Source organism: Streptomyces sp. NPDC042002 (assembly GCF_055588305.1).
Genome location: NZ_JBVJCT010000052.1, coordinates 13,633 through 35,427 on the forward strand (window position 1 = coordinate 13,633; position 21,795 = coordinate 35,427).

The 21,795-nt window shown below is 72.0% G+C and carries 15 protein-coding genes; 3 read left to right on the top strand and 12 right to left on the bottom strand.

From position 1 onward, the window contains the following. Positions 1-15: 15 nt before the first annotated feature. The 9 genes from ACZ6KY_RS38940 to ACZ6KY_RS38980 all read right to left on the bottom strand — a co-directional run bounded on the left by ACZ6KY_RS38940 (position 16) and on the right by ACZ6KY_RS38980 (position 11,613). The gene (locus tag ACZ6KY_RS38940) at positions 16-1,209 is read right to left on the bottom strand and encodes a pseudouridine synthase (RefSeq protein ID WP_469314991.1); all 1,194 of its coding nucleotides are present in this window, start codon (positions 1,207-1,209) and stop codon (positions 16-18) included. Then, a complete protein-coding gene (scpB, locus tag ACZ6KY_RS38945; RefSeq protein ID WP_469314992.1) occupies positions 1,209-1,865 on the bottom strand; it encodes an SMC-Scp complex subunit ScpB in 657 nt (218 codons plus the stop codon). Before scpB ends, ACZ6KY_RS38940 begins: the two co-directional genes overlap by 1 nt. Next, positions 1,862-2,884 carry a segregation and condensation protein A gene (locus tag ACZ6KY_RS38950; protein WP_469315011.1) on the bottom strand — a complete coding sequence of 341 codons (1,023 nt, stop codon included), beginning with the start codon at positions 2,882-2,884 and terminating at the stop codon, positions 1,862-1,864. The genes scpB and ACZ6KY_RS38950 overlap by 4 nt, the downstream gene beginning before the upstream one ends. 585 nt (positions 2,885-3,469) lie before the next feature. Continuing rightward, entirely contained in the window at positions 3,470-4,045 is a 576-nt protein-coding gene (locus tag ACZ6KY_RS38955; RefSeq protein WP_469314993.1) for a hypothetical protein, read from the bottom strand. Beyond that, positions 4,030-5,157: a ParA family protein gene (locus ACZ6KY_RS38960; RefSeq protein ID WP_365876908.1), complete on the bottom strand. Its 1,128-nt coding sequence runs from the start codon at positions 5,155-5,157 to the stop codon at positions 4,030-4,032. Before ACZ6KY_RS38960 ends, ACZ6KY_RS38955 begins: the two co-directional genes overlap by 16 nt. Positions 5,158-5,581: 424 nt before the next feature. Further along, complete coding sequence (gene ald, locus ACZ6KY_RS38965; protein ID WP_469314994.1) at positions 5,582-6,706, bottom strand: alanine dehydrogenase; 1,125 nt, start codon at positions 6,704-6,706, stop codon at positions 5,582-5,584. A 162-nt stretch (positions 6,707-6,868) separates the two neighbouring features. Continuing rightward, positions 6,869-8,950, bottom strand: a complete 2,082-nt coding sequence (locus ACZ6KY_RS38970) for a tetratricopeptide repeat protein (protein WP_469314995.1) — start codon at positions 8,948-8,950, stop codon at positions 6,869-6,871. 250 nt (positions 8,951-9,200) lie between these two features. Further along, positions 9,201-9,827, bottom strand: coding sequence for an NUDIX domain-containing protein (locus ACZ6KY_RS38975; protein ID WP_469314996.1), 627 nt, complete (start codon positions 9,825-9,827; stop codon positions 9,201-9,203). Positions 9,828-9,945: 118 nt separating this feature from the next. Then, positions 9,946-11,613, bottom strand: a complete 1,668-nt coding sequence (locus tag ACZ6KY_RS38980; protein ID WP_469315012.1) for a CTP synthase — start codon at positions 11,611-11,613, stop codon at positions 9,946-9,948. Positions 11,614-12,153: 540 nt separating this feature from the next. Here ACZ6KY_RS38980 and ACZ6KY_RS38985 point away from each other — a divergent pair. The 3 genes from ACZ6KY_RS38985 (at position 12,154) to ACZ6KY_RS38995 (ending at position 17,174) form a co-directional block, all read left to right on the top strand. Further along, positions 12,154-13,956 carry a glycoside hydrolase family 15 protein gene (locus ACZ6KY_RS38985; protein WP_469315013.1) on the top strand — a complete coding sequence of 601 codons (1,803 nt, stop codon included), beginning with the start codon at positions 12,154-12,156 and terminating at the stop codon, positions 13,954-13,956. A gap of 108 nt (positions 13,957-14,064) precedes the next feature. Further along, a complete protein-coding gene (locus ACZ6KY_RS38990; RefSeq protein WP_469314997.1) occupies positions 14,065-15,459 on the top strand; it encodes an FAD-binding oxidoreductase in 1,395 nt (464 codons plus the stop codon). Positions 15,460-15,545: 86 nt separating this feature from the next. After that, positions 15,546-17,174, top strand: coding sequence for a PucR family transcriptional regulator (locus ACZ6KY_RS38995; protein WP_469314998.1), 1,629 nt, complete (start codon positions 15,546-15,548; stop codon positions 17,172-17,174). 10 nt (positions 17,175-17,184) lie between these two features. Here the strand turns inward: ACZ6KY_RS38995 and ACZ6KY_RS39000 are convergent, their stop codons facing one another. The 3 genes from ACZ6KY_RS39000 to recN all read right to left on the bottom strand — a co-directional run bounded on the left by ACZ6KY_RS39000 (position 17,185) and on the right by recN (position 21,684). Next, complete coding sequence (locus tag ACZ6KY_RS39000; RefSeq protein ID WP_469314999.1) at positions 17,185-18,321, bottom strand: glycosyltransferase family 4 protein; 1,137 nt, start codon at positions 18,319-18,321, stop codon at positions 17,185-17,187. 562 nt (positions 18,322-18,883) lie between these two features. Then, complete coding sequence (locus tag ACZ6KY_RS39005; RefSeq protein WP_469315000.1) at positions 18,884-19,654, bottom strand: hypothetical protein; 771 nt, start codon at positions 19,652-19,654, stop codon at positions 18,884-18,886. 287 nt (positions 19,655-19,941) lie between these two features. Continuing rightward, complete coding sequence (gene recN / locus ACZ6KY_RS39010; RefSeq protein WP_469315001.1) at positions 19,942-21,684, bottom strand: DNA repair protein RecN; 1,743 nt, start codon at positions 21,682-21,684, stop codon at positions 19,942-19,944. Positions 21,685-21,795: the final 111 nt, after the last annotated feature.

Below are 21,795 nucleotides of genomic sequence, written 5' to 3' on the forward strand. Positions count from 1 at the left end.
TCCGAGCTTCCGGGGCTAGAGACCGACCTCGGCCATGAGCATGCCGACCTCGGTGTTCGACAGGCGGCGCAGCCAGCCCGACTTCTGGTCGCCCAGGGTGATCGGGCCGAAGGAGACGCGCACCAGCTTGTCGACCGGGAAGCCGGCCTCGGCGAGCATGCGGCGCACGATGTGCTTGCGGCCCTCGTGCAGGGTCACCTCGACGAGGTAGTTCTTGCCGGTCTGCTCGACGACACGGAAGTGGTCCGCCTTGGCGTACCCGTCCTCCAGCTGGATGCCGTCCTTGAGCCGCTTGCCCAGGTCACGCGGGATCGGGCCCACGACGTGCGCGAGGTAGACCTTCTTCACGCCGTACTTCGGGTGGGTCAGCCGGTGCGCCAGCTCACCGTGGTTGGTGAGCAGGATGACGCCTTCGGTCTCGGTGTCGAGACGGCCCACGTGGAAGAGCCGCGTCTCGCGGTTCGTCACGTAGTCGCCGAGGCACTGGCGGCCCTCGTTGTCCTCCATCGTGGAGACGACACCGGCCGGCTTGTTCAGCGAGAAGAACTGGTACGACTGCGTCGCGACCGTCAGGCCGTCGACCTTGATCTCGTCCTTCTCCGTGTCGACGCGCATCCCCTGCTCCAGGACGATCTCGCCGTTGACCTCGACCCTCGCCTGGTCGACCAGTTCCTCGCAGGCGCGCCGGGAACCGTAGCCCGCACGGGCGAGGATCTTCTGCAGGCGCTCGCCCTCCTCCTCGGCACCCGGGAAGGTCTTGGGCAGCTTGATGTCCGGCTTGCCCGCGTACCGGTCGCGGTTGCGCTCCTCGGTCCGGGTCTCGTACTCACGGGAGCGCGCGGGCTCCGTACGGCCGCCGCGCTGCTGGCCCTGCTTGGGGCCGCCCTTGGCGCCACCGCGCGCCGAGGCGCCGCGCCCGGACTTCGGGCCTTCGTGCGTGCCCCCGGGACCTACGTCGTAGCGACGCTCCTCGGGACGGGGCTTGCTGGGACGCTTCGGCTGGTCGTCGCGCCCCGCCGCCGCGCTCCTCGGCTGGGAGCCGCTCCCGCCGGTTCCACGCGAGCTGCCGCTCCCACCGGTTCCACGCGGGCCGCCGCCTCCGCCGGTCCCCCGCGAGCCGCCGCTTCCTCGCGAACCACTGCTCCCGCCGGTTCCCCGCGGGTTGCCGCGCCCGCTGTTCCTGCCACTGTCGCTGCCACTGCTTCGCATCAAAGTTCCGTCGTCGTCGTGTCGTCTGCATCTGCATCCGGTGCATCCGGATCGAACGACGGGACCCCTTCCAGCGTCTCGGCCTCGATCGCGTCCGCCTCGGGGAGGAAGGGCGCGAGCTCCGGGAGCTCGTCCAGACCGCGCAGGCCCATTCGCTCCAGGAAGTAGTTCGTCGTCGTGTACAGGATCGCACCTGTTTCGGGTTCCGTGCCCGCCTCCTCGACCAGACCGCGCTGAAGGAGGGTGCGCATCACACCGTCACAGTTGACTCCGCGGACCGCCGAGACCCTTGATCGGCTGACCGGCCGGCGGTACGCGACGACGGCGAGCGTCTCCAGGGCCGCCTGGGTGAGACGGGCCTGCTGACCGTCCAGAACGAAGCGTTCGACGGCACCCGCGTACGCGGGGCGCGAGTAGAAGCGCCAGCCGCCCGCGATCAGCCTGAGCTCGAAACCGCGGCCCTGGACGGTGTACTCGTCGGCCAGTGCGCGCAGCGCGTCCGCGATCTGCCGCCTGGGCCGCTCAAGGATCTTGGAGAGGTGTTCCTCGGTGGCCGGCTCGTCCACCACCATCAGGACGGCCTCCAGGGCGGGCCGGAGATCGAGGCCGGCGACGGTGCGCGGCCCCGCGGGGGTGTCGGTGGTCTCCTCGCTCATGCCTTCTCCTCCTTGGTCCCGCGCCCGCTCTCGTCCTTCACCGCTTCCGGGGGCCGGTCGAACTCGTCGGTCACCCGCGGGCGGTCGTCGCCCTCCCCGCCCGTCCAGCGCACCATGAGGTCCCCGAGGGCCTCCTCCTGGTCCAGGGCGACGACCTTCTCCCTGTAGAGCTCCAGCAGGGCCAGGAAGCGGGCGACCACGGTGAGGGTGTCGTCGGTGTCCTCGACGAGCGAGCGGAAACTGGCCTCGCCGAGTTCCCGGAGCCGCGCCACCACGATCTGGGCCTGTTCCTGCACGCTGACGAGCGGCGCGTGGATGTGGTCGACGTAGACCTGGGGCTTGGGTTTCGGCTGCATCGCCTTCACGGCGAGCTTCGCGAACCCCTCCGCCCCGATGCTGATGACGACCTCGGGCAGCAGCTCGGCGTACTGCGCCTCCAGGCCGACGGTACGGGGGTAGCGGCGGGCCTCCTCCTCAAGACGCGCGTTGAAGATGTCCGCGATCTGTTTGTACGCGCGGTACTGGAGCAGCCGCGCGAACAGCAGGTCCCGCGCCTCCAGGAGGGCGAGATCGGCCTCGTCCTCGACCTCGGCGGTCGGCAGCAGCCGGGCCGCCTTCAGGTCGAGCAGCGTCGCCGCGACGACCAGGAACTCGGTCGTCTGGTCGAGGTCCCAGTCCGGGCCCATCGCCCGGATGTGCGCCATGAACTCGTCGGTGACCTTGGAGAGCGCCACTTCCGTGACGTCGAGCTTGTGCTTGGAGATCAGCTGGAGCAGCAGGTCGAAGGGCCCCTCGAAATTCGAGAGCCGCACCTTGAAGACACCGTGCGCGGAGTCGGCGGGAGCGGCTTCGGAGCCCTCCGGGGACGCCTCGGACCCCGGAGCCGGTCCGGACGCCTTTCCGGGCGCCGCCGACCGCTCGACGGGCGTCTCGGTCGAGGCGGACGGCGCGGACCGGTCCTCGGCCACTTCGACAGGCCCCACGAACACGGCGGACGGTCCGGCGCCAGCCCCGGGCACCCCGGACGCCTCGACCGCCGTATCGGATCCCGCGCCCGGCTCAGGGCGCTCTGTGAGCGCGTCCGGCAGCCACTCCGGCGTCCAGGGCGCCGCGTACGGCTCAGAGCCCCCTCCGGGCGTCTCGGAGGGCTCGGACGGGGTCTTGGGCTCCGCGGGCCCCCCGGCGTCCTCCTGGGGTTTCCCTGGCGGCTCGGCGGGCTTCTCTCGCGGCTCGGTGGTCCTCGGGGGTGCCGGGGGCGCCTCGGCGACCTCGGTCACCCCGTCGGCCGGCGGGGGTGCCTCGGCGACCTCGCCGGCCGACACGGATCGCTCGACCGGCCCCGCGGGCGGCTCAGTGCCGCCTTCAGGCGCCCAGGCCGGATCGGCCGGCGCCCGGGAACCTCCGGGCCTCTCGGCGCCCTCTCGGGGCCTGTCAGGCGTCTCGGTGGGGGCCTTCGGCGGTTCGGTGGACGGGCCGGACGGCCCGGACGGCGTCTCGACCGGTGCCGGTGCGGTCCCCGGACCACGCCCCAGCGCACGCCGACGACCGCCGGAGGCGGCGGACGGGGGCGGGACGTTCGAGGTCATAGCCGTCGAAGGCTACCGCTACCGCCCGCGCAGCCGTCGTACGAGAATGCTCGCGTCCCCGCGGGATTCCAGATCGGCGAGGACCACGGCGACCGCCTCTCGGACGATCCGCCCGCGGTCGACGGCGAGCCCGTGTTCACCGCGGAGCACCAGGCGCGCGTGTTCGAGGTCCATCAGCTCCTCGGCGGACACGTACACCGTGATCTTCTCGTCGTGCCGCTCCCGCCCGCTGGGCCGGCGGTTCGCGCCGCGGCCCCGCTTGCGGGACGACTGCACGGACGTGGAAGGGGCGGCAGAACCTTCCTGCGCCGGACGCCGCCCCGAGCGGTCCGGGGCACCGCCCCGGCTGCGGGACTCGCCCGCGTCGGACGACTCTGCGCCGGAGGCGACATGTTCGTCGCCCTCCCCGTCACCGCCCCGGACGGGCACCGACTGGGGCGCGTCCTCCCCCGCCGCCGCGTCGCTCTCGCCGGCCGGAGCCGGCACCCGGGCCTCGCCGTTGGTCCGGCGAGTGGGGGTGGATGACTGGAGCGCCATACCCCCGGTGGTACGGAACAGTTCGTCGGCCCCCGGCAGACTCACTCGGCGTGACACCGGGCGAGCACCTCCCTGGCGAGCTGGCGATAGGCGGCGGCACCGACGGAGTTGGAGGCGTACGTGGTGATCGGCTCACCGGCGACCGTGGTCTCCGGGAAGCGGACGGTCCGGCCGATCACGGTGTGGTAGACGTGATCGTCGAAGGCCTCGACGACGCGCGCGAGCACCTCACGGCTGTGCACCGTGCGGGAGTCGTACATCGTGGCGAGGATGCCGTCGAGCTCCAGCTCGGGGTTGAGCCGCTCCTGGACCTTCTCGATGGTCTCGGTGAGCAGCGCGACACCGCGCAGCGCGAAGAACTCGCACTCCAGCGGCACGATCACCTTGTGGGCCGCGGTCAGCGCGTTCACGGTGAGCAGGCCGAGGGAGGGCTGACAGTCGATCACGATGTAGTCGTAGTCGGCCAGCAGCGGCTTCAGGGCGCGCTGGAGCGTGGACTCGCGGGCGACCTCGCTCACCAGTTGCACCTCGGCGGCGGACAGGTCGATGTTGCTGGGCAGCAGGTCCATGTTCGGGACCGCCGTCTTCAGGAGCACCTCGTCGGCCGCCATGCCCCGCTCCATGAGCAGGTTGTAGACGGTGAGGTCGAGCTCCATCGGGTTGACGCCGAGACCCACGGACAGCGCGCCCTGCGGGTCGAAGTCGACGAGCAGCACCCGGCGTCCGTACTCCGCGAGCGCGGCCCCCAGGTTGATGGTCGACGTGGTCTTGCCCACGCCGCCCTTCTGGTTGCACATCGCGATGATCGTCGCGGGGCCGTGACTGGTCAGCGGACCCGGGATCGGGAAGTAGGGCAGCGGGCGCCCCGTCGGGCCGATGCGCTCACGGCGCTGACGGGCCGCGTCGGGCGCGAGCGTGGCCGCGTACTCCGGATCGGGCTCGTACTCGGCGTCGGGGTCGTAGAAGTGCCCCTCGGGCAGTTCGTCGTAGTCGGCGAAGTGGGTGTGGTTCTCGCCACTTCCGTTGCCGGCCATGGCGTTCACGTGATGGCCATCCATGCTCGGGTGTGCTGTCTGAGTCATCCGGGGACTCTGATGGGCTGCGAAGGTGCGGACAGCGACGGAGCCGACAGCCTCGAGCCCCGTGGGGCTCTGGCCCCGCGCCGGCATTCCTGGTTGACCACCCCCGGGAGTAAATGTCGACTCATTCACAAGTCGTCTTACCTCCTTGGTGACCAGGAAACTTCTCGATAGGTCAGCGTGGCACCATGCCGACGGTTGGCGACTCTATGGCGTGTCACCGGTCCGCAGCAACACAATCCGCCGGACCCGACCCGATGTGTCGGCAACCGAACACCCCTCTGTCAAGGGCGTAAGGCCGTCGCACGGCAGGTTTCACCGGTGTGCGAATCGGTTGAAGAGTTACGTTCGTGGCGAGTTGAACGAGTGTCGCAAAGTGACCCGACACACACCCGGCCGGACCTTGTCGGGCAAGGTCCGGCCGGGCGCGCGGTGTTGACGACCCGTGTTGACGTATCGCCTTTTGTCGGCCAGCAGTCGGCCGCAATGTCGACTCGTGGAGCCGCCGGGAAGCTCAGCCGAGCAGGCTCTCCAGCGAGACGTGCTCCAGTCCGTGCGACTCGGCGACCTCGCGGTAAACAACCTTGCCGTCATGAGTGTTGAGACCCTTGGCCAGCGCGTTGTCGCGGCGCAGGGCCTCGACCCAGCCGCGGTTGGCGAGCTCGACGATGTACGGCAGCGTGGCATTGGTCAGCGCGTACGTCGAGGTGTTGGGCACCGCGCCGGGCATGTTGGCGACGCAGTAGAAGACCGAGTTGTGGACCGGGAAGGTCGGCTCGGCGTGCGTCGTGGGACGCGAGTCCTCGAAGCAGCCGCCCTGGTCGATCGCGATGTCGACAAGAACACTTCCCGCCTTCATCCGCGAGACGAGCTCGTTGGTGACCAGCTTCGGAGCCTTGGCGCCGGGGATCAGCACGGCACCGATGACGAGATCGGCCTCGAGGCAGGCCTTCTCCAGCTCGAAGGAGTTGGAGACGACGGTCTGGATCTTCGTGCCGAAGACCTTGTCCGCCTCCTTGAGCTTGTTGATGTCGCGGTCGAGCAGGGTCACGTGGAAGCCCATGCCGATGGCGATCTGCGCGGCGTTCCAGCCGGAGACTCCGCCGCCGATGACGACGGCCTTGGCCGCCAGCACGCCCGGGACACCGCCGGGCAGGACACCGCGGCCGCCGTTGGCGCGCATCAGGTGGTAGGCGCCGACCTGCGGGGCGAGGCGGCCCGCGACCTCGGACATCGGGGCGAGCAGCGGCAGCGCGCGGCTCGGCAGCTCGACGGTCTCGTACGCGATCGCCGTGGTGCCGGACTCCAGGAGGGCGTCCGTGCACTCCTTGGACGCGGCCAGGTGCAGGTAGGTGAAGAGCGTCTGGTCCTTGCGGAGGCGGTGGTACTCCTCGGCGATGGGTTCCTTGACCTTCAGCAGCAGGTCGGCGGTGGCCCAGACCTCGTCGGCGGTGGGCAGGATCTGCGCACCGGCGAAGACGTACTCCTCGTCCGTGATCGAGGAGCCGACACCGGCGTTCTGCTCGACGAAGACCTGGTGGCCGTGGCGCACGAGCTCGTGCACGCCGGCGGGGGTGATGGCCACCCGGAACTCGTTGTTCTTGACCTCGCGGGGGATGCCGACCTTCACGTCGATCACGGTCCTTGACTCAGAGGGCTCTGGGGCTATGCATGCCGAGGCGATGCAAGCCAGGCAATGCATGTCATACCCGACGCACGGGAGCACACCGGGAAACACCACGGAAGAACGCGGCGGAGCCAGTCTAATGAAGGGGTTCTCTCTGTCTAGCCTTTCAATGCATCAATCTTCAGCGGATGCACTGCGGATTTCGTAGGCGTTAGCGTCGTGTTCCATGCCGGATGCGCTCTCCGGGAACTCATCTCCCAGCATGCGCTCGGCCGCCGCGCGGTGCAGCCGGGCGGCCGCCGGGTCGCCGAGCCGGTCCAGCGTGTCGGCCAGCCTGAGCTGCAACGCCGCCTGCAGGCGTGCGTCGTCCGCGCGGCGCGCCCACTCGACGGCCTCCTGGCAGGTGCGCAGCGACTCCTCGGACCGTCCCGCGTACTCCTGGACGCGCGCCATCTCGCTCAACGCCCTTGCCTGGGAGGCGACATCACCGTTCTTGCGGTGCCCGGCGACCGCGGCGCGCCAGTTGACCTGCGCCTCGCCGTAGCGGCCCGCGTAGGTGTGCGCGGTGGCGATGCGCCCGTACAGCCGGGCGGCGTCCACGCGCTCGTCCCGCGCGAGCCGCTGGGCGAGCGCCCTGCCGTACCAGTCGGCGGCCCGGTCGTGGTCCCCGAGCTCCTGGTGGGCACCGCCTACGGATTCCATCGCGCGGCCGGTCGCGTACGGGTCGTTCGCCTCGCGTCCGGCGTCGAGCGCGGCCCGGTAGCGGGCGAGGGCGTCGGCCCCGCGGCCGGTCTGCGCGTCCAGGTCGGCGAGATTGAGCAGGGCCGCGGCCTTCTCGCGGGGCAGGTTCCGGCGGTCGGCGACATCCAGGACGAGCCGGTGGATGCCGTACAGCTCGGACGCCGCGGCCTGGGTGCCGAAATGGACGACCATCGCCCGCACCAGGGCGGCCATCAGGCGTCGGGCGAGGGTGTCCAGCTCCCCGTCGGCGACCGCCAGCCGGGCGGCGGCGAGCAGCGCGGGCTGCCGGACGCGCAGCCAGTCCTCGGCCGCCCGGGGGCCGGCGAAGCGCAGGGCACGCGGCATTCCGGCGAGCTTCTCGCGGGCGGGTGAGCTGTCGGTCTCGGTGATGGCGCGGCAGGACACCAGGAGCCGTACGGTCCGTTCCAGCATCCGGGCACGGGCGAGCTGCACCTCGGCGGGCCGGTCCTGGGTGTCGACGAGTGCCCGGAGCAATGGCTGGAAGCAGCCGGGGACCTCGTACTGCGGCAGCGGTGAGGGAATCGCCCGCAACAGGCCGAGGGCGACGAATTCGTCCAGCGTGGTGTGCGCCGCCTGGACCGAGCAGCCGGCCAGCGCGGAGGCGGTGTGCGGGTCGACCAGGCCCGCGGGGGCCAGCGAGAGCAGTCGCAGTATCCGCGCGGCGGTGCTCGGCAGGGAGGCGTACGAGAGCCGGAAGACGCGGGCCATCGGTGTGCCGTCCTCGCCCTCGGTGCGCAGGTGCTTGGCGAGGTCGGCGACGGCGGAGGCGGGACGCGCGGCGAGCCAGCCGCCGGCCAGCACCAGCGCGGTGGGCTGGCCCGCGCACAGTTCGACCAGCCCTTCGGCGGCGAGCGGGTCGACGGTGATGCGCACCGAGCCGGTGAAGTGGTCGAGGAGTTCGAGGGCGGATTTGGTGTCGAGGCCGCCGAGGGTGCAGGGGCGGACGTCCGCGATTCCGGTCAGCGGTCCGCCGGATACGGCGATGACCAGGCAGTCCGGGGAGTCGGGCAGCAGCGCGTCGACCTGTTCGGCGTCGGCCGCGTCGTCGAGCAGGAGCACCGCCCGGCGGATCGCGAGGGCCTCGCGCAACCGCTCGCCGAGGTCGTCGGCGTCGGCTCCGGGGGGCGTGGGCAGTCCGAGGGCGGTGAGCAGTTCCCGCGCGGTGGTCTCCGTGGGCACCGGTGTGCCGTCGGGTTCGGTGAGCCGGGCGCGCAGTATGCCGTCGGGGTAACTCTCGGCGACCTGCGCGGCGAGCTGAGCGGCGAGCGCGCTGCGGCCGGATCCGGGCTTGCCCGCGATGAGCAGCACCCGCGCCCGCGGGGCCTTGCGGCCGGCGATGGTGTCGAGGCCCGCACGCTCGATGTCGGCCCGGAGTTCCTTCAACTCTCTTGTACGGCCCAGGAACTGACTCTTCGTAGGAGCGGACCCGGCAGCCGGGCGCTGCCCCTTGGCCGACACCTTGGTGCCGCCGCCGTCCACCGCCTGATCCGCCACGGGCCACGCTCCCGTTCCACTGCGCGCGCAAGCCCGCCGGGACTCCGGTTCGGGCGTTTCCAGAGCCTAGTTCACGCTCTGCGACGATCCGTGCGGAGCGCGGCGGAGACGTCCCCCGATCGGATCAGCCGATCGTAGGACCGGCATCCCCGGATGGGTGTACACGGCCCCTCCGAGGCGGGGCGGCGGAACGGCGGAGGCGCTCCGGGAACGGAACGCGACCGCCGAAGGAGCGCTTCGGGGACGGGAGTCAGGCCTCGAAGGGGCGTGCGGGCCACGGCGCCCCGGCCGCGCGCAGCGCGTCGAGTCCGTCGCCCTGCCGCGCGGCCACCAGCGAGAGGACGCCCACGACCAGGCAGTTGTTGTGCAGGTCACCGGCGAGCACACCGTGGACGAGTTCACCGAGGGGGACGCGGGCCAGTTCCATGTCGGCCTCCTCGTCCTCGACGTCGAACCGGTCGCCCTCCGCCTCGGAGAGATCGCGGGCCAGGAAGATCCGGATGGCTTCGTCGCAGCCGCCGGGCGTGGTGTAGACGTCGGTCAGCACGCGCCAGCTCTCCGCCTTGACGTGCGCCTCCTCGTACAGCTCGCGCTGGGCGGCGTGCAGCGGGTTCTCGCCGGGGATGTCGAGCAGGCCGGCCGGGATCTCCCACAGCTTCTGGCGCACGGGGTGGCGGTACTGGCGCAGGACCAGGACACGGTCCTCGTCGTCCAGGGCGAGCACGGCCACGGAGCCCGGGTGGACCTGGTAGTCGCGGCGGGCCACCGATCCGTCGGGCATGACCACGTCGTCGGTGCGCACCGAGGTCTTGTTGCCCTTGAAGGGGGTCTCGGTCGCCCGGACCTCCCACTCCTCGGGGGTGTCCTTGATCGTCATGGCCTGTCCTCCCACGCGCAAAAAGAGTCCGGTCCGGTGACGGAACCGGGGCGCGCGCCCGGCGGGAGAACCCGCGGACCCGCACCCCGGTCACCGTACAACCTGGTCCTACCTGGTCTTACTTGCCCGTCTTGCGTGCCACCGCGGCCTTGACCAGACCCGCGAAGAGCGGGTGCGGCCGGGTCGGACGGGAGCGCAGCTCGGGGTGCGCCTGGGTCGCGACCAGGTACGGATGGACATCACGCGGGTACTCGACGTACTCCACGAGCTTGCCGTCCGGGGAGGTGCCGGAGAACTGCAGACCGGCCTTCTTCTCCAGCTCGGCGCGGTAGGCGTTGTTCACCTCGTAGCGGTGCCGGTGGCGCTCCTCGACGTACTCCTTGCCGTCGTACACCTCGCGCACGATCGAGCCCTCGGCGAGCTTGGCCGGATACATTCCCAGGCGCATGGTGCCGCCCATGTCGCCCTCGCCCGCCACGATGTCGAGCTGCTCGGCCATCGTGGAGATGACCGGGTGGCCGGTGCCGGAGTCGAACTCGGTGGAGTTGGCGTCGGGGATGTCGGCCAGGTTCCGCGCGGCCTCGATCACGATGCACTGGAGGCCGAGGCACAGGCCGAGCAGCGGGATCTTGTTCTCGCGGGCGTACTGGATCGCGCCGACCTTGCCGGACACACCGCGGTCGCCGAAGCCGCCGGGGATGCAGATCGCGTCGACGTCACCGAGCTGCTTGGCAGCGCCCGCGGGGGTCTTGCAGTCGTCCGAGGTGACCCACTTGATCTTGACGCGGGCCTTGTTGGCGAAACCGCCGGCGCGCAGCGCCTCGGTGACCGAGAGGTACGCGTCGGGCAGGTCGATGTACTTGCCGACGAGGGCCATGGTGATCTCGTGGACCGGGTTGTGGACGCGGTCCAGCAGGTCGTCCCAGGTCGTCCAGTCCACGTCGCGGAACGGCAGGTCCAGCTTGCGCACGACGTAGGCGTCCAGGCCCTCGGTGTGCAGGACCTTCGGGATGTCGTAGATCGACTTGGCGTCGATCGCGGCGACGACGGCGGCCTCGTCCACGTCGCACATCAGCGAGATCTTGCGCTTGATGGCGATGGGGACCTCGCGGTCGGCCCGCAGCACGATCGCGTCCGGCTGAATACCGATGTTGCGCAGGGCCGCGACCGAGTGCTGCGTCGGCTTGGTCTTCAGCTCGCCGGACGGGCCGATGTACGGGAGGAGCGAGATGTGCACGACGAACACGTTGTCGCGGCCGACCTCGTGACGGACCTGGCGGACCGTCTCCAGGAAGGGCAGCGACTCGATGTCGCCGACCGTGCCGCCGACCTCGGTGATGACGACGTCCACGTCGTCGGTCGCCATGCGGCGGATGCGGTGCTTGATCTCGTTGGTGATGTGCGGGATGACCTGCACGGTGTCACCGAGGTACTCGCCGCGCCGCTCCTTGGCGATGACGGTGGAGTACACCTGGCCGGTGGTCACGTTGGCCGAGCCGTCCAGGTCCACGTCGAGGAAGCGCTCGTAGTGACCGATGTCCAGGTCCGTCTCGGCGCCGTCGTTGGTGACGAACACCTCGCCGTGCTGGAACGGGTTCATGGTGCCCGGGTCGACGTTCAGGTACGGGTCGAGCTTCTGCATCGTGACCCGCAGACCCCGCGCCTTGAGCAGCGCGCCCAGGCTGGAGGCGGTCAGTCCCTTGCCGAGGGAGGAGGCGACACCCCCGGTGACGAAGATGTGCTTGGTCGTCGTGGCTGTGCTGTTTCGAAAAGCACTGGGCGGCATGGCCAAGAGGGGGCTCCCGTGGTCGCGGTCTGGGGTGCGTGCCGGCGTGGGGCCCGGAGATTTCCGGGGGTGCCGTCGCTGCGGTTCGGGGGTTTCTTGCCCACCGGTCCACGGGCTACCAGGGTATCAGCGACAGGACGAGGCCGCTTCCGGCCACGCTCCGTGCGCACCTGGGCACACACCTCACACACCGCTCACTCGATCGGCTCAGCCGGGTTGCCCGGAGCGGCACGCGGATCTTCCACGTGCGTCGTATCCTGCTCGGACACTCGCTGCCGAGCCTGTCCGGCACACGGCACCATCCCCGCACGTATCCGGAACAAAGAGGGCCTGTCAGTTCGTTTCGAGACGACAAACGCATCGCCTTTCGCACCGACAACTGACGTTTCGCAGCGACGCACGACGGACGTCCTCCATCATCGACGTTCCGCAGGTATCGACCATCCCATTGCCTACTGTTCCGCACTACCTACGTTCCCTTTGACCGCAAGAGCGACCGCCCCGCGCAGGGGCGACGTGGCCGTTCGACTGGAGATGCACGTGGCCGGGCGCATCGAGGACTACGCACTCATCGGAGACATGCAGACAGCAGCGCTGGTCTGCCGGGACGGCACAGTCGACTGGCTGTGCCTGCCCCGCTTCGACTCCCATGCCATCTTCGCGGGACTGCTCGGCACGGAGGAACACGGATTCTGGCGGCTGGGGCCGGCGCACGCGGCCGACGCCCAGCCACCCACCGCGGCGCGCCGCCGGTACCGCGGCGACTCGCTGATCCTCGAATCCGAGTGGGACACACCGCGCGGCACGGTCCGCGTGACCGATTTCATGCCCCCGCGTGACGGCGCGCCGCAGCTGATCCGGATCGTCGAGGGCGTCACGGGCCGGGTGCCGATGCGCTCCGCGCTGCGGATGCGTTTCTCGTACGGCCGTGTGGTGCCCTGGGTGCACCGGCACGAGGGCCGCACGGTCGCGGTCGCCGGACCGGACTCGGTCTGGTTCGACACGGCCTGCGAGACGTACGGCAAGGCGCTGACGACGTACGCCGACTTCACGGTGGCGCCGGGCGACCGGATCGCCTTCACGATCTCGTGGGAGCCCTCGCACAAGCAGCCGCCCGCGCTGCCCGAGCCCGAGCAGTCCCTGGAGGCGACCGAGGAGTTCTGGCGCGACTGGGTCGACCAATGTACGTACCACGGCCCCTACCGCGAGGCCGTGGTCCGCTCCCTGATCACGCTGAAGGCCCTGACGTACGCGCCCACGGGCGGCATCGTCGCCGCGCCCACCACCTCCCTCCCGGAGGAGATCGGCGGCGTACGCAACTGGGACTACCGCTACACCTGGCTGCGCGACGCGGCCATCACCCTCTCCTCGCTGCTGCGCACCGGCTACCGCGAGGAGGCCCGGGCCTGGCGCGAATGGCTCCTGCGCGCGGTCGCGGGCGACCCGGAGAACCTCCAGATCATGTACGGCATCGCGGGGGAACGGGAGTTGGGCGAGGCCGAGCTCGACTGGCTTCCCGGGTACGAGGGTTCGGCGCCCGTACGGGTCGGGAACGGCGCCGCGCACCAGCTCCAGCTCGACGTCTACGGCGAGGTCACCGAGGCCCTGCACCTGGCCCATATGACGGGCCTGTCCCGCAACGACTACGCCTCGCTGCTCCAGTTGAAGCTGATCCGCTATCTGGAGGACCACTGGGACCAGCCGGACGAGGGAATCTGGGAAGTCCGGGGCCCGCGGCGGCACTTCGTGCACTCCAAGGTGATGGCCTGGGTCGCGGTCGACCGCACCATCAAGCTCATCGAGTCCGGGGACGCGGACGGGCCGCTGGAGAAGTGGCGCGAACTGCGCGACGACATCCACCGGGACGTGTGCGAGAAGGGCTACGACAAGGACCGGAACACGTTCACGCAGTCGTACGGCTCGAAGGAACTCGACGCCTCGCTGCTGCTCATCCCGCAGATGGGCTTCCTGCCGCCGGACGACAAGCGGGTGATCGGCACCATCGAGGCGATCCAGCGCGAGCTGTCCACCTCGGACGGCTTCATCCTGCGCTATCCGACCTCCGGCGAGGACGCGGGCGTGGACGGCCTCGAGGGCGACGAGGGCGCCTTCCTCGCCTGCTCGTTCTGGATGGCGGACGACCTCGCGATGATCGGCCGGGTCGACGAGGCCCGCAAGCTCTTCGAGCGCCTGCTGGCCCTGCGCAACGACCTCGGGCTGCTGGCCGAGGAGTGGGACCCGCGCCTGCAGCGCCAGGTCGGGAACTTCCCGCAGGCCTTCAGCCACGTTCCGCTGATCGACACGGCCCTGCGGCTGACCGCGAGCGGCGCGTACGGCGGCTGAGCCCGTCCGGATCGGGCGAACCGGGGAGTTACGCCCCGGCGCGCCCGATCCGCCGTACCCGCCTAGCCTGGAAGCAGTCCTGTCCCCTCATGGAAGGGGGCGGCTGACATGGCTCCCCTTTCGAAGGCGGGCGCGGCACTGGCCGCGCTCCGCGCCGATCTCTCCGGTGACGTGGTCACCCCGGACGATCCGGGGTACGACGAAGCCCGGACGATCTTCAACGCGATGATCGACCGGCGGCCCGCCGTGATCGCGCTGTGCGAGGGCGAGGCCGATGTGACGCGCGCGGTGCGCTTCGCGCGTGAGCTGGATCTGCCGGTCGCGGTGCGCGGCGGCGGCCACAGCGTCTCCGGCATGGCGCTCAACGACGGCGGTCTGGTCATCGACCTCAGCCGGATGCACGCGGTCACCGTCCACCCCGGTTCCGAGACGGTACGGGTCGAGGGCGGAGCCCTGATGAGCCATCTCGACCGGGCCGCCCAGCCCTACGGCCTCGCGACCACCGGCGGCCGTGTCTCGACGACCGGCGTCGGCGGTTTCGTCCTCGGCGGCGGCAACGGCTGGCTGGACCGGTCCTTCGGTCTCGCCGTCGACAATCTGCTCGGGGTCGAACTGGTGACCGCCGACGGCTCGGCGGTGCGCGCCACCGACCAGGAGAACCCGGAGCTGTTCTGGGCCCTGCACGGCGGCGGCGGGAACTTCGGCGTCGCCACCGCGCTCACCCTCAAGCTGCACCCGCTGCCCGAGTTCTCCATCGCGATGGTGATGTTCCAGCCGGACGCCGGGCCCGGCGTGGTCCGCGTCTACCGCGAGATCATCGAGAACGGTCCCCGGGAGGCGAGCGGCGGCGTCATCTACCTGACCGGCCCGCCCGAGGAGTTCATGCCCGAGCACCTGGTCGGCAAGCGGCTGTGCGGCGCGCTGGTCGCGTACGCGGGCGGCGAGGACGACATGCGCAAGGTCGCGCAGCCGCTGCTGGCGCTGCCGCACGAGGTCGAGATCGTCACCGCCCTGCCCTACCCCGACTTCCAGTGCATGCTCGACGACCCGCCCGGTATGCGGAACTACTGGTCGGCGGAGTACCTGACCGGCGCGCCCGACGACTTCGTGGACGTCTACTGCGCCCTCGGCGACGCCATGCCCGTCCCCACCGGCAACCAGCACGCGCTGTTGCCGCAGGGCGGCGCCATCGCCGCAGGACCGTCCCGGTTCCCTGTCCCCTACCGCGACGCGCCCTGGGCCGTGCACCCCTTCGGGATCTGGGAGAGCCCCGCCGACGACGAACGGTGCGTCGCGTGGGTCAGGAAGGTCCGCGAGGACGTCCGGCCGTGGAGCACCGGCGCGGTCTATCTGAACTTCATCGGGGACGAGGGCACGGACCGCGTGACGGCCGGCCTCGGCGCGGACAACCTCCGGCGGCTGGCCGCGGTGAAGGCCGAGTACGACCCGGACAACGTCTTCCGCTTCAACCACAACATCACCCCGGTACCGGCGGCCGCCTGACCCCGCCGATCCCCAGCGCTCCGGCGTCGTCGCTCGTCGGGGGCCGGAGATGCCCCGGTAACCCGTCCGCGGGTAGCGTCCGCTGCATGGACAGCCGTTACGACACCCAGGGCGCCGGAATCACCGTGCAGCGGGCGCTTGAGCTGCCCGGACTGCGCAGCGGGCTGCCGGAGATCATCGCGGGGGCCGACCGGCTGCAACGGACCGTGCGCTGGGTGCACGCGGGCGAGGTCCCGAACATCGCCTCGCTGCTCAAGGGCGGCGAGCTGCTGCTGACCACGGGATACGGTCTCGGCACCCGCCCGGCCGACCAGCGCGCGTTCGTCCGCACCCTCGCCGAGCGCGGGATCGCGGCGCTCGTCGTGGAGCTCGGCCCGCGCTTCACCCGGCTGCCCGCCGCGCTCGTGGACACGGCACGGTCCACCGGTCTGCCGCTCGTCCAACTGCACCGCGAGGTGCCCTTCGTGACGGTCACGGAGGAGATCCACACCGAGATCGTCAACGGCCACTACGCGCTGCTCCAGCAGGCCGAGGAAGTGCACCGGCGTTGCACCGAGGCCCTGCTCGGCGGCGGCGGAGTTCCCCAAGTCCTGCGCATTCTCGCCGACTTCAGCGGCAACCCGGTCTTCCTGGAGACGGCCGACGGACAGCTCCTGTACGCCGCCGGGGCCGGCTCCACGGGCGCCGACCCGCTCCAGGTCTGGGAAGGACTGCGCGGCCAGCACAAGGACGAGCCGCCCGCGGGGACCACCCTGGTGGACGTGCCCGGCGGCGGCCCCGGCACCGGTTCCGTACGCGCCCGCCTGGTGCTGCTGCCGGTCGGCACGCCGGTCGCCCCGGTGCACCGGATCGCCGCCGAACGGGCCGCCGGCATCCTGGCCGTCGTGCTGATGCAGGCCCGCCAGGAGGAGGAACTGGCCGCGCGGGGACGCGGCGACTTCCTGACCGACCTCGCCGAGGGCCGTATCGAGGCCGAGGACGCGCCCGCGCAGGCCCGGGTGCTCGGCTTCAAGCCAGGCGGCAGCCCGCTCCTGCCGGTCGTGATGCGGCTCGCCGACGGACTCGCCCCCGGCGGCGGCTGGGCGGTCCTGGCCCGCGCGGTCGCCGAGGAACTGGCGTCGGTGGGTGTCCCGGTCCTGCTGGGCGTACGTCCCGTCGAGGGCCGGGTCCCGCTGCTGCTCGGCCTGCGCTCGGAGTCGGAGCGGGCGGCCGTCGCGGACCGGGTCGCGGCGGCCCTGCGCGCCGGCGTGGAGCGCGCGGGCATGCAGCGGCCCGGGGCGCAGCCACCGGTGGTGGTGGTCGGGGTCGCGGGCGGCTGGGCGGCCGCGTCGGCGGGCCTGCGGCACGCGGCGGAGACGGCGACGGCCGCGCAGGGTCTGTCGGACCGTCCCTGGTACGACGCCCGCCGCCTGGACATCGACCTGCTGCTGTGGCGGCTGCGCGAACACCCTGACCTGGCCGCCTTCGTGGAACGCGCGATCGGCCCGCTCCGCGACCACGACGTCCGCTCCAAGCCGCCCCTGCTGCCCACCCTGCAGACCTATTTGGCGCACGCGGGCCGCAAGGCGGAGACCGCCCGCGAGCTGCATCTCAACCGGCAGACCCTCTACAACCGCCTCGCCAGGATCGGCGAGTTGCTGGGAACGGACCTGGACGACCCGCAGACGGTACTGGCGTTGAGCCTGGCCCTGCGGGCACGCCGACACGTTCCCTAGCAGGGCCGGGTCAGCCCAGCGGCCGGGGCTGCGTGAACTCGTCGTAGACGCTGAGCACTTGGGCGACCGTCTCGTCCTCGGTCGGCCAAGTGGCAGCCTGCCGGGCGCCCTTCTCGCGCAGGACCTCCTGGCGCGCGGGATCGGTGAGCAGCCTCACGACCGCGTCGGCGAGCGCCTTCGCGTTCCCGTACGGGACGAGTTCGGCCGCGTCGCCGACCATCTCGGGGATGCCCCCGACCGCTGTGGCGACCAGCGGCACGCGCGCGTACAGGGCCTCCTGCGCCAGCACCGAGCGCGACTCCCATCTGCTGGGCAGCAGCGCGAGGTCGGCGGCGGCGAGCAGTTCCGTGATGTCGTCGCGCCGCCCGATGAGCCGGACCGGCAGTTCCTCGTCCTCGATCCGGCGCTGGAGAACGGCGCGCAGCGGCCCCTCCCCCGCGATCACCAGCAGCGGCACGGGATCGAGGCGGCACCACGCGCGCGAGGCGTCCAGAAGCGTGTGATAGCCGCGGTGCCGGTCGAGCGAACCGACGGCCATGAGCAACGGGCGGTCGGTCGAGCCGAGTTCGGCCCGCGCCTTGTGCCGGAACCGGTCGGGTTCGGCTGCCTCGACGGGCGGGCGCGGAGCGGGAAGCGCGACGGCGGCGAGCCGCGCGTCACGCGCTCCCCTGCTGCGCGCCCGGTCCACCAGGTCGGACGAGGTCCCGAGCACCACCGCGGCGGCCCTGGCGACCCGCCGCTCAAGAAGCCGCAGGACGTGGGCCCGCGCGCCGTCGGCCTCGGAGCGGGTGTGCCAGGTGACGACGAGGGGAACGCGCCGCCCGCTGAGGGCCAGCGCCGCCCGCAGTGCCGCGTGCAGCCCGTGCGCGTGCACGAGATCGGCGTCCGCGCAGGCGGCCCGCAGCGCGGACACGGAGGCCGGGTCGCTGCTGCGGGGCACGGGAACGTGGTGCGCGCCGGCCCCGGTGAACCCGTACACGCGGTCCGCCTCGGCGGGGGCGCAGACCGTGACCCGTACCCCCCGGGCGACCAGGCCCGCGGCCAGCGACCGCACATGCGCACTGCTGCCCGCGCTGCCGCCGCCGAGCACCTGCACGGTGCGCAGCGGCGACTGGCCGTGCGGTGAGTGGCTGCTCACGTGGCTCACGTGGCCGGGGCTCCTGGTTCGGCGTCGGACGGGCACGAGGATACGTACAGAAGGGTCGCGCAGAGGGGGTCACCGCACGTCGTGCACCTCGTACTAGGCCAAGGATGCCAGGCCGCACGGGCGTTCCGGCACCGCCATCACGACGAGGGCACGTCAGACGGGGCAACCCGGCGACGACGATCACCCGCACGAGTGATGAATAGCCCATTCCGGGGAGGCCGAGCCACAACCGGACCCACCCGGCACCCTCAGCCACCCACGGATCGCAGGCCACCCCGACCCCGCGAACACCCACCTCGTCTCGCGCGTCACCCTGGTCTCGGGGGAACCCCACTGCATCACGAGCCACCCCTGCGCCGAAGAACCACCCCGACATCCTGGGCCACCCCGGCATCGGAAGTACCCCCGCGCGCCGCCCCCGGGACGGGAGAACCCCTCCAGCGCACCGCACGCCACCCCGACTTCGGGGCGTGCCCTGACAGATCGCGAGCGCCTTCCGCGTCGAGGGCGCGCCCGTGCACCGCGGGGCGCGCCGCGCGGTGCACGGCGCGTCCCGGGCCGCTCACTCCCCGGTGCGCCCCAGCGTCCTCGCCGCCTCGCTGACCTTCTCCCCGAAGGCCGTCGCGGCCACCAGGGCCGCCGCGTGGGCGGCGAGACCCGCCCGGCCGTTGCCCAGGGCGATGGCGGTCCCCAGGGTCGCGCCCAGCGCGTGAGCGCCCGCGTCACCGATCATGGCGCGCTCGCCGAGGTCGTCGGCGAGTACGGCGGCGACGGCACCCAGCGCCACCGCGGACAGCCGCCCCGCGTCCCCGCCGCGCAGCAGTCCGGGCACGCCCAGCGCGAGGACGGCACCGGCGGCCCGCCCCGGCCGCACATCGACCAGGTTGACGAAATGCGCCGTACCGGCGATCACGACTCCCGCGAGCAGTTTGTCGACGGGCCGCTCCTTGAGCACCGCCCCGGCCGCCAGCCCCGCCGCCGCGATCCCGAACAACTTGACCGCCCCGCTGGTCACCTCGCCGTCGCGCAGCGCCCCCAGATGGGCCCGGAACCCCCGCCGGGGGTCACCCTCTCCGGCGACGTCGTCGTACGCGCCGCACGCGCCGGCGACGGCGACCGCTCCCGCGGCGGCGGGGTGGACCCGTGCCGCCGCGAACGCCGAGCCCACGGCGGTCGCGGGGCCCGCGTAGAGCTCGACGGTCCGCCCGGCGTAGTTGTCCCGGGTCCAACGGGCAGGGCCGCCGGGCGGGTTGGAACGCAGGGCGGCGAAGCACACGCGTGTGACCGCGGCAGCGGTACCGAATCCGACAATCCGCCCCATGCGCATGACCATGCGATCACCCTAAAGGGGCGCGCGAAACGGTCCGGACGGGACCACGGAACGAACACGGCGAACCCCGCGCGGCAGGCAGGCCCAGCACCGCGGGACGAGCACGGCCAACGCCGTCGCCGCGGGACGAGGACGTCGAATGCCGTACGGCGGGCACGACCGACACCATGGAGCAGGCGGCCCGGCGACGCAGCGGCGCAGCGGCGCCGCGACGCGGGGGCACAGGGAGCGGCCCGGTACGGGCTCACGTACTGGCGAGCGGCCCTGCCCCCGCAGGGGCGGGCCGCCGGTCAGCCGTCGGCCCGGGCCGTGGCCAGGAGTTCCTCCGCGTGGGCCCGAGCCGTCTCGGAGTCCTCCTGGCCGGCGAGCATCCGGGACAGTTCGCGGATCCGCTCCTCGCCCTCCAGGACCTTCACGCCGGACCGGGTCACCGATCCGTCGTTCGTCTTCTCGACCAGCAGCTGCCGGTCGGCGAAGGCGGCCACCTGCGGCAGATGGGTCACGACGACGACCTGCGCGGTCCGGGCGAGCCGCGCCAGCCGACGCCCGATCTCGACCGCGGCCTTGCCGCCGACCCCCGCGTCGACCTCGTCGAAGAGATACGTCGGCACCGGGTCCGTCCCCGCGAACACGACCTCCACGGCGAGCATCACGCGCGAGAGCTCACCGCCCGACGCGCCCTTGGCGATGGGCCGCGGCGGCGCCCCGGGGTGCGGGGCGAGCAGCAGTTCCACCTCGTCGACACCGGCCGGGCCGTAGGCCACCGGGCGTCCGCCGACCTCCACCCCCTCCGGGTCGTCGGTCTGCCGGAGTTCGAAGGACACGCGCGCGTGCGGCATGGCGAGCGAGGCCAGTTCGGCGGTGACGGCGGCGGCGAACCGCTCGGCCGCCTCCGTACGGGCGTCCGTCAGGGCCTGGGCGAGTCCGCCCAGTTCGCCGCGCAGCGCGTCCCGCTCGGCGGTCAGGTCGCCGAGCCGGTCGTCGTCGCCGTCGAGTTCGGTGAGCCGCTCGGCGCTCCGCTCGGCCCAGGCGAGCACGGCGTCGATGTCCTCGCCGTACTTCCGGGTGAGCTGGGTGAGGGCGGCCCGGCGCTCCTCGACCGCGGACAGCCGCAGCGGGTCGGCGTCGAGGTCGTCGGCGTAGCCCGCGAGTTCGCCCGCCACGTCGCCGAGCAGGATGGCGATCTCGCCGATCCGCCCGGACAGCGTGGCGAGCTCCGAGTCGTGCGACCGTACGGCCTCCAGGGCACGGTGGGCGCCCGCGACCAGTGTGGCCGCGTCGATGCCCTCCGGGTCCTCGGGATTGCCGGCCAGCGCGGCGTGCGCGGCCGTGGCGGCCGATGCCAGCGCCTCCGCGTGACCGAGCCGCTCCGCCTCCGCCGACAGCTCCACGTCCTCGCCCGCGCGCGGCTCCACGGCCGCGACCTCGTCGAGTCCGAAGCGCAGCAGGTCGGCTTCCTGGGCCCGTTCCCGGGCGCGCGTCGTGATCTCGTCCAGCTCGGCCGAGATCGCCCGCAGCCGGCGGTAGGCGCCCGCGTACTTGGCGAGCGGCACGGCGACCGCGTCCCCCGCGTACCGGTCGAGGGCCTGCCGCTGCCGGGACAGTTTGAGCAGCCCCTGCTGGTCGGTCTGGCCGTGCACCGCGACGAGTTCGTCGGCGAGTTCGGCGAGCACGCCCACCGGCACCGAGCGCCCGCCCAGGTGCGCGCGTGAGCGCCCCTCGGCGGAAACGGTACGGCTGATCAGCAGAACACCGTCGTCGAGCTCGGCGCCCGCTTCCTCGGCCCGTACGACGGCCGTCCCGCCCGCGGGTACGCTGATCCGCCCCTCCACGACCGCGCTCTTGGCGCCGATCCTCACGAGGGCCGGGTCCGCGCGCCCGCCCAGCAGCAGCCCGAGGCTGGTGACCACCATCGTCTTGCCCGCACCGGTCTCACCGGTCACGGCGGTGAAGCCTGGTGACAGCTCGACGACCGCGTCGTCGATGACTCCGAGCGACCGTATCCGCATCTCCTCCAACACGTCCCCGACCATACGAGGTTTTGCCGGCCCCGTGCGACGCCGCCCCCCGCAAAGAGAACCGGGCGTTACCTTCCGGGGGTGATCTCGTTCGTCGTCGGCCCGCGCGGAGGCGGCCCGGCACCC

Coding starts and splice junctions, on each gene's coding strand:
- ACZ6KY_RS38940 (WP_469314991.1), bottom strand. CDS start 1,209: ATGCGAAGCAGTGGCAGCGACAGTGGCAGGAACAGCGGGCGCGGCAAC.
- scpB (WP_469314992.1), bottom strand. CDS start 1,865: ATGAGCGAGGAGACCACCGACACCCCCGCGGGGCCGCGCACCGTCGCC.
- ACZ6KY_RS38960 (WP_365876908.1), bottom strand. CDS start 5,157: ATGCCGGCGCGGGGCCAGAGCCCCACGGGGCTCGAGGCTGTCGGCTCC.
- ACZ6KY_RS38975 (WP_469314996.1), bottom strand. CDS start 9,827: ATGACGATCAAGGACACCCCCGAGGAGTGGGAGGTCCGGGCGACCGAG.
- ACZ6KY_RS38980 (WP_469315012.1), bottom strand. CDS start 11,613: ATGCCGCCCAGTGCTTTTCGAAACAGCACAGCCACGACGACCAAGCAC.
- ACZ6KY_RS38990 (WP_469314997.1), top strand. CDS start 14,065: ATGGCTCCCCTTTCGAAGGCGGGCGCGGCACTGGCCGCGCTCCGCGCC.
- ACZ6KY_RS38995 (WP_469314998.1), top strand. CDS start 15,546: ATGGACAGCCGTTACGACACCCAGGGCGCCGGAATCACCGTGCAGCGG.
- ACZ6KY_RS39005 (WP_469315000.1), bottom strand. CDS start 19,654: ATGGTCATGCGCATGGGGCGGATTGTCGGATTCGGTACCGCTGCCGCG.
- recN (WP_469315001.1), bottom strand. CDS start 21,684: ATGGTCGGGGACGTGTTGGAGGAGATGCGGATACGGTCGCTCGGAGTC.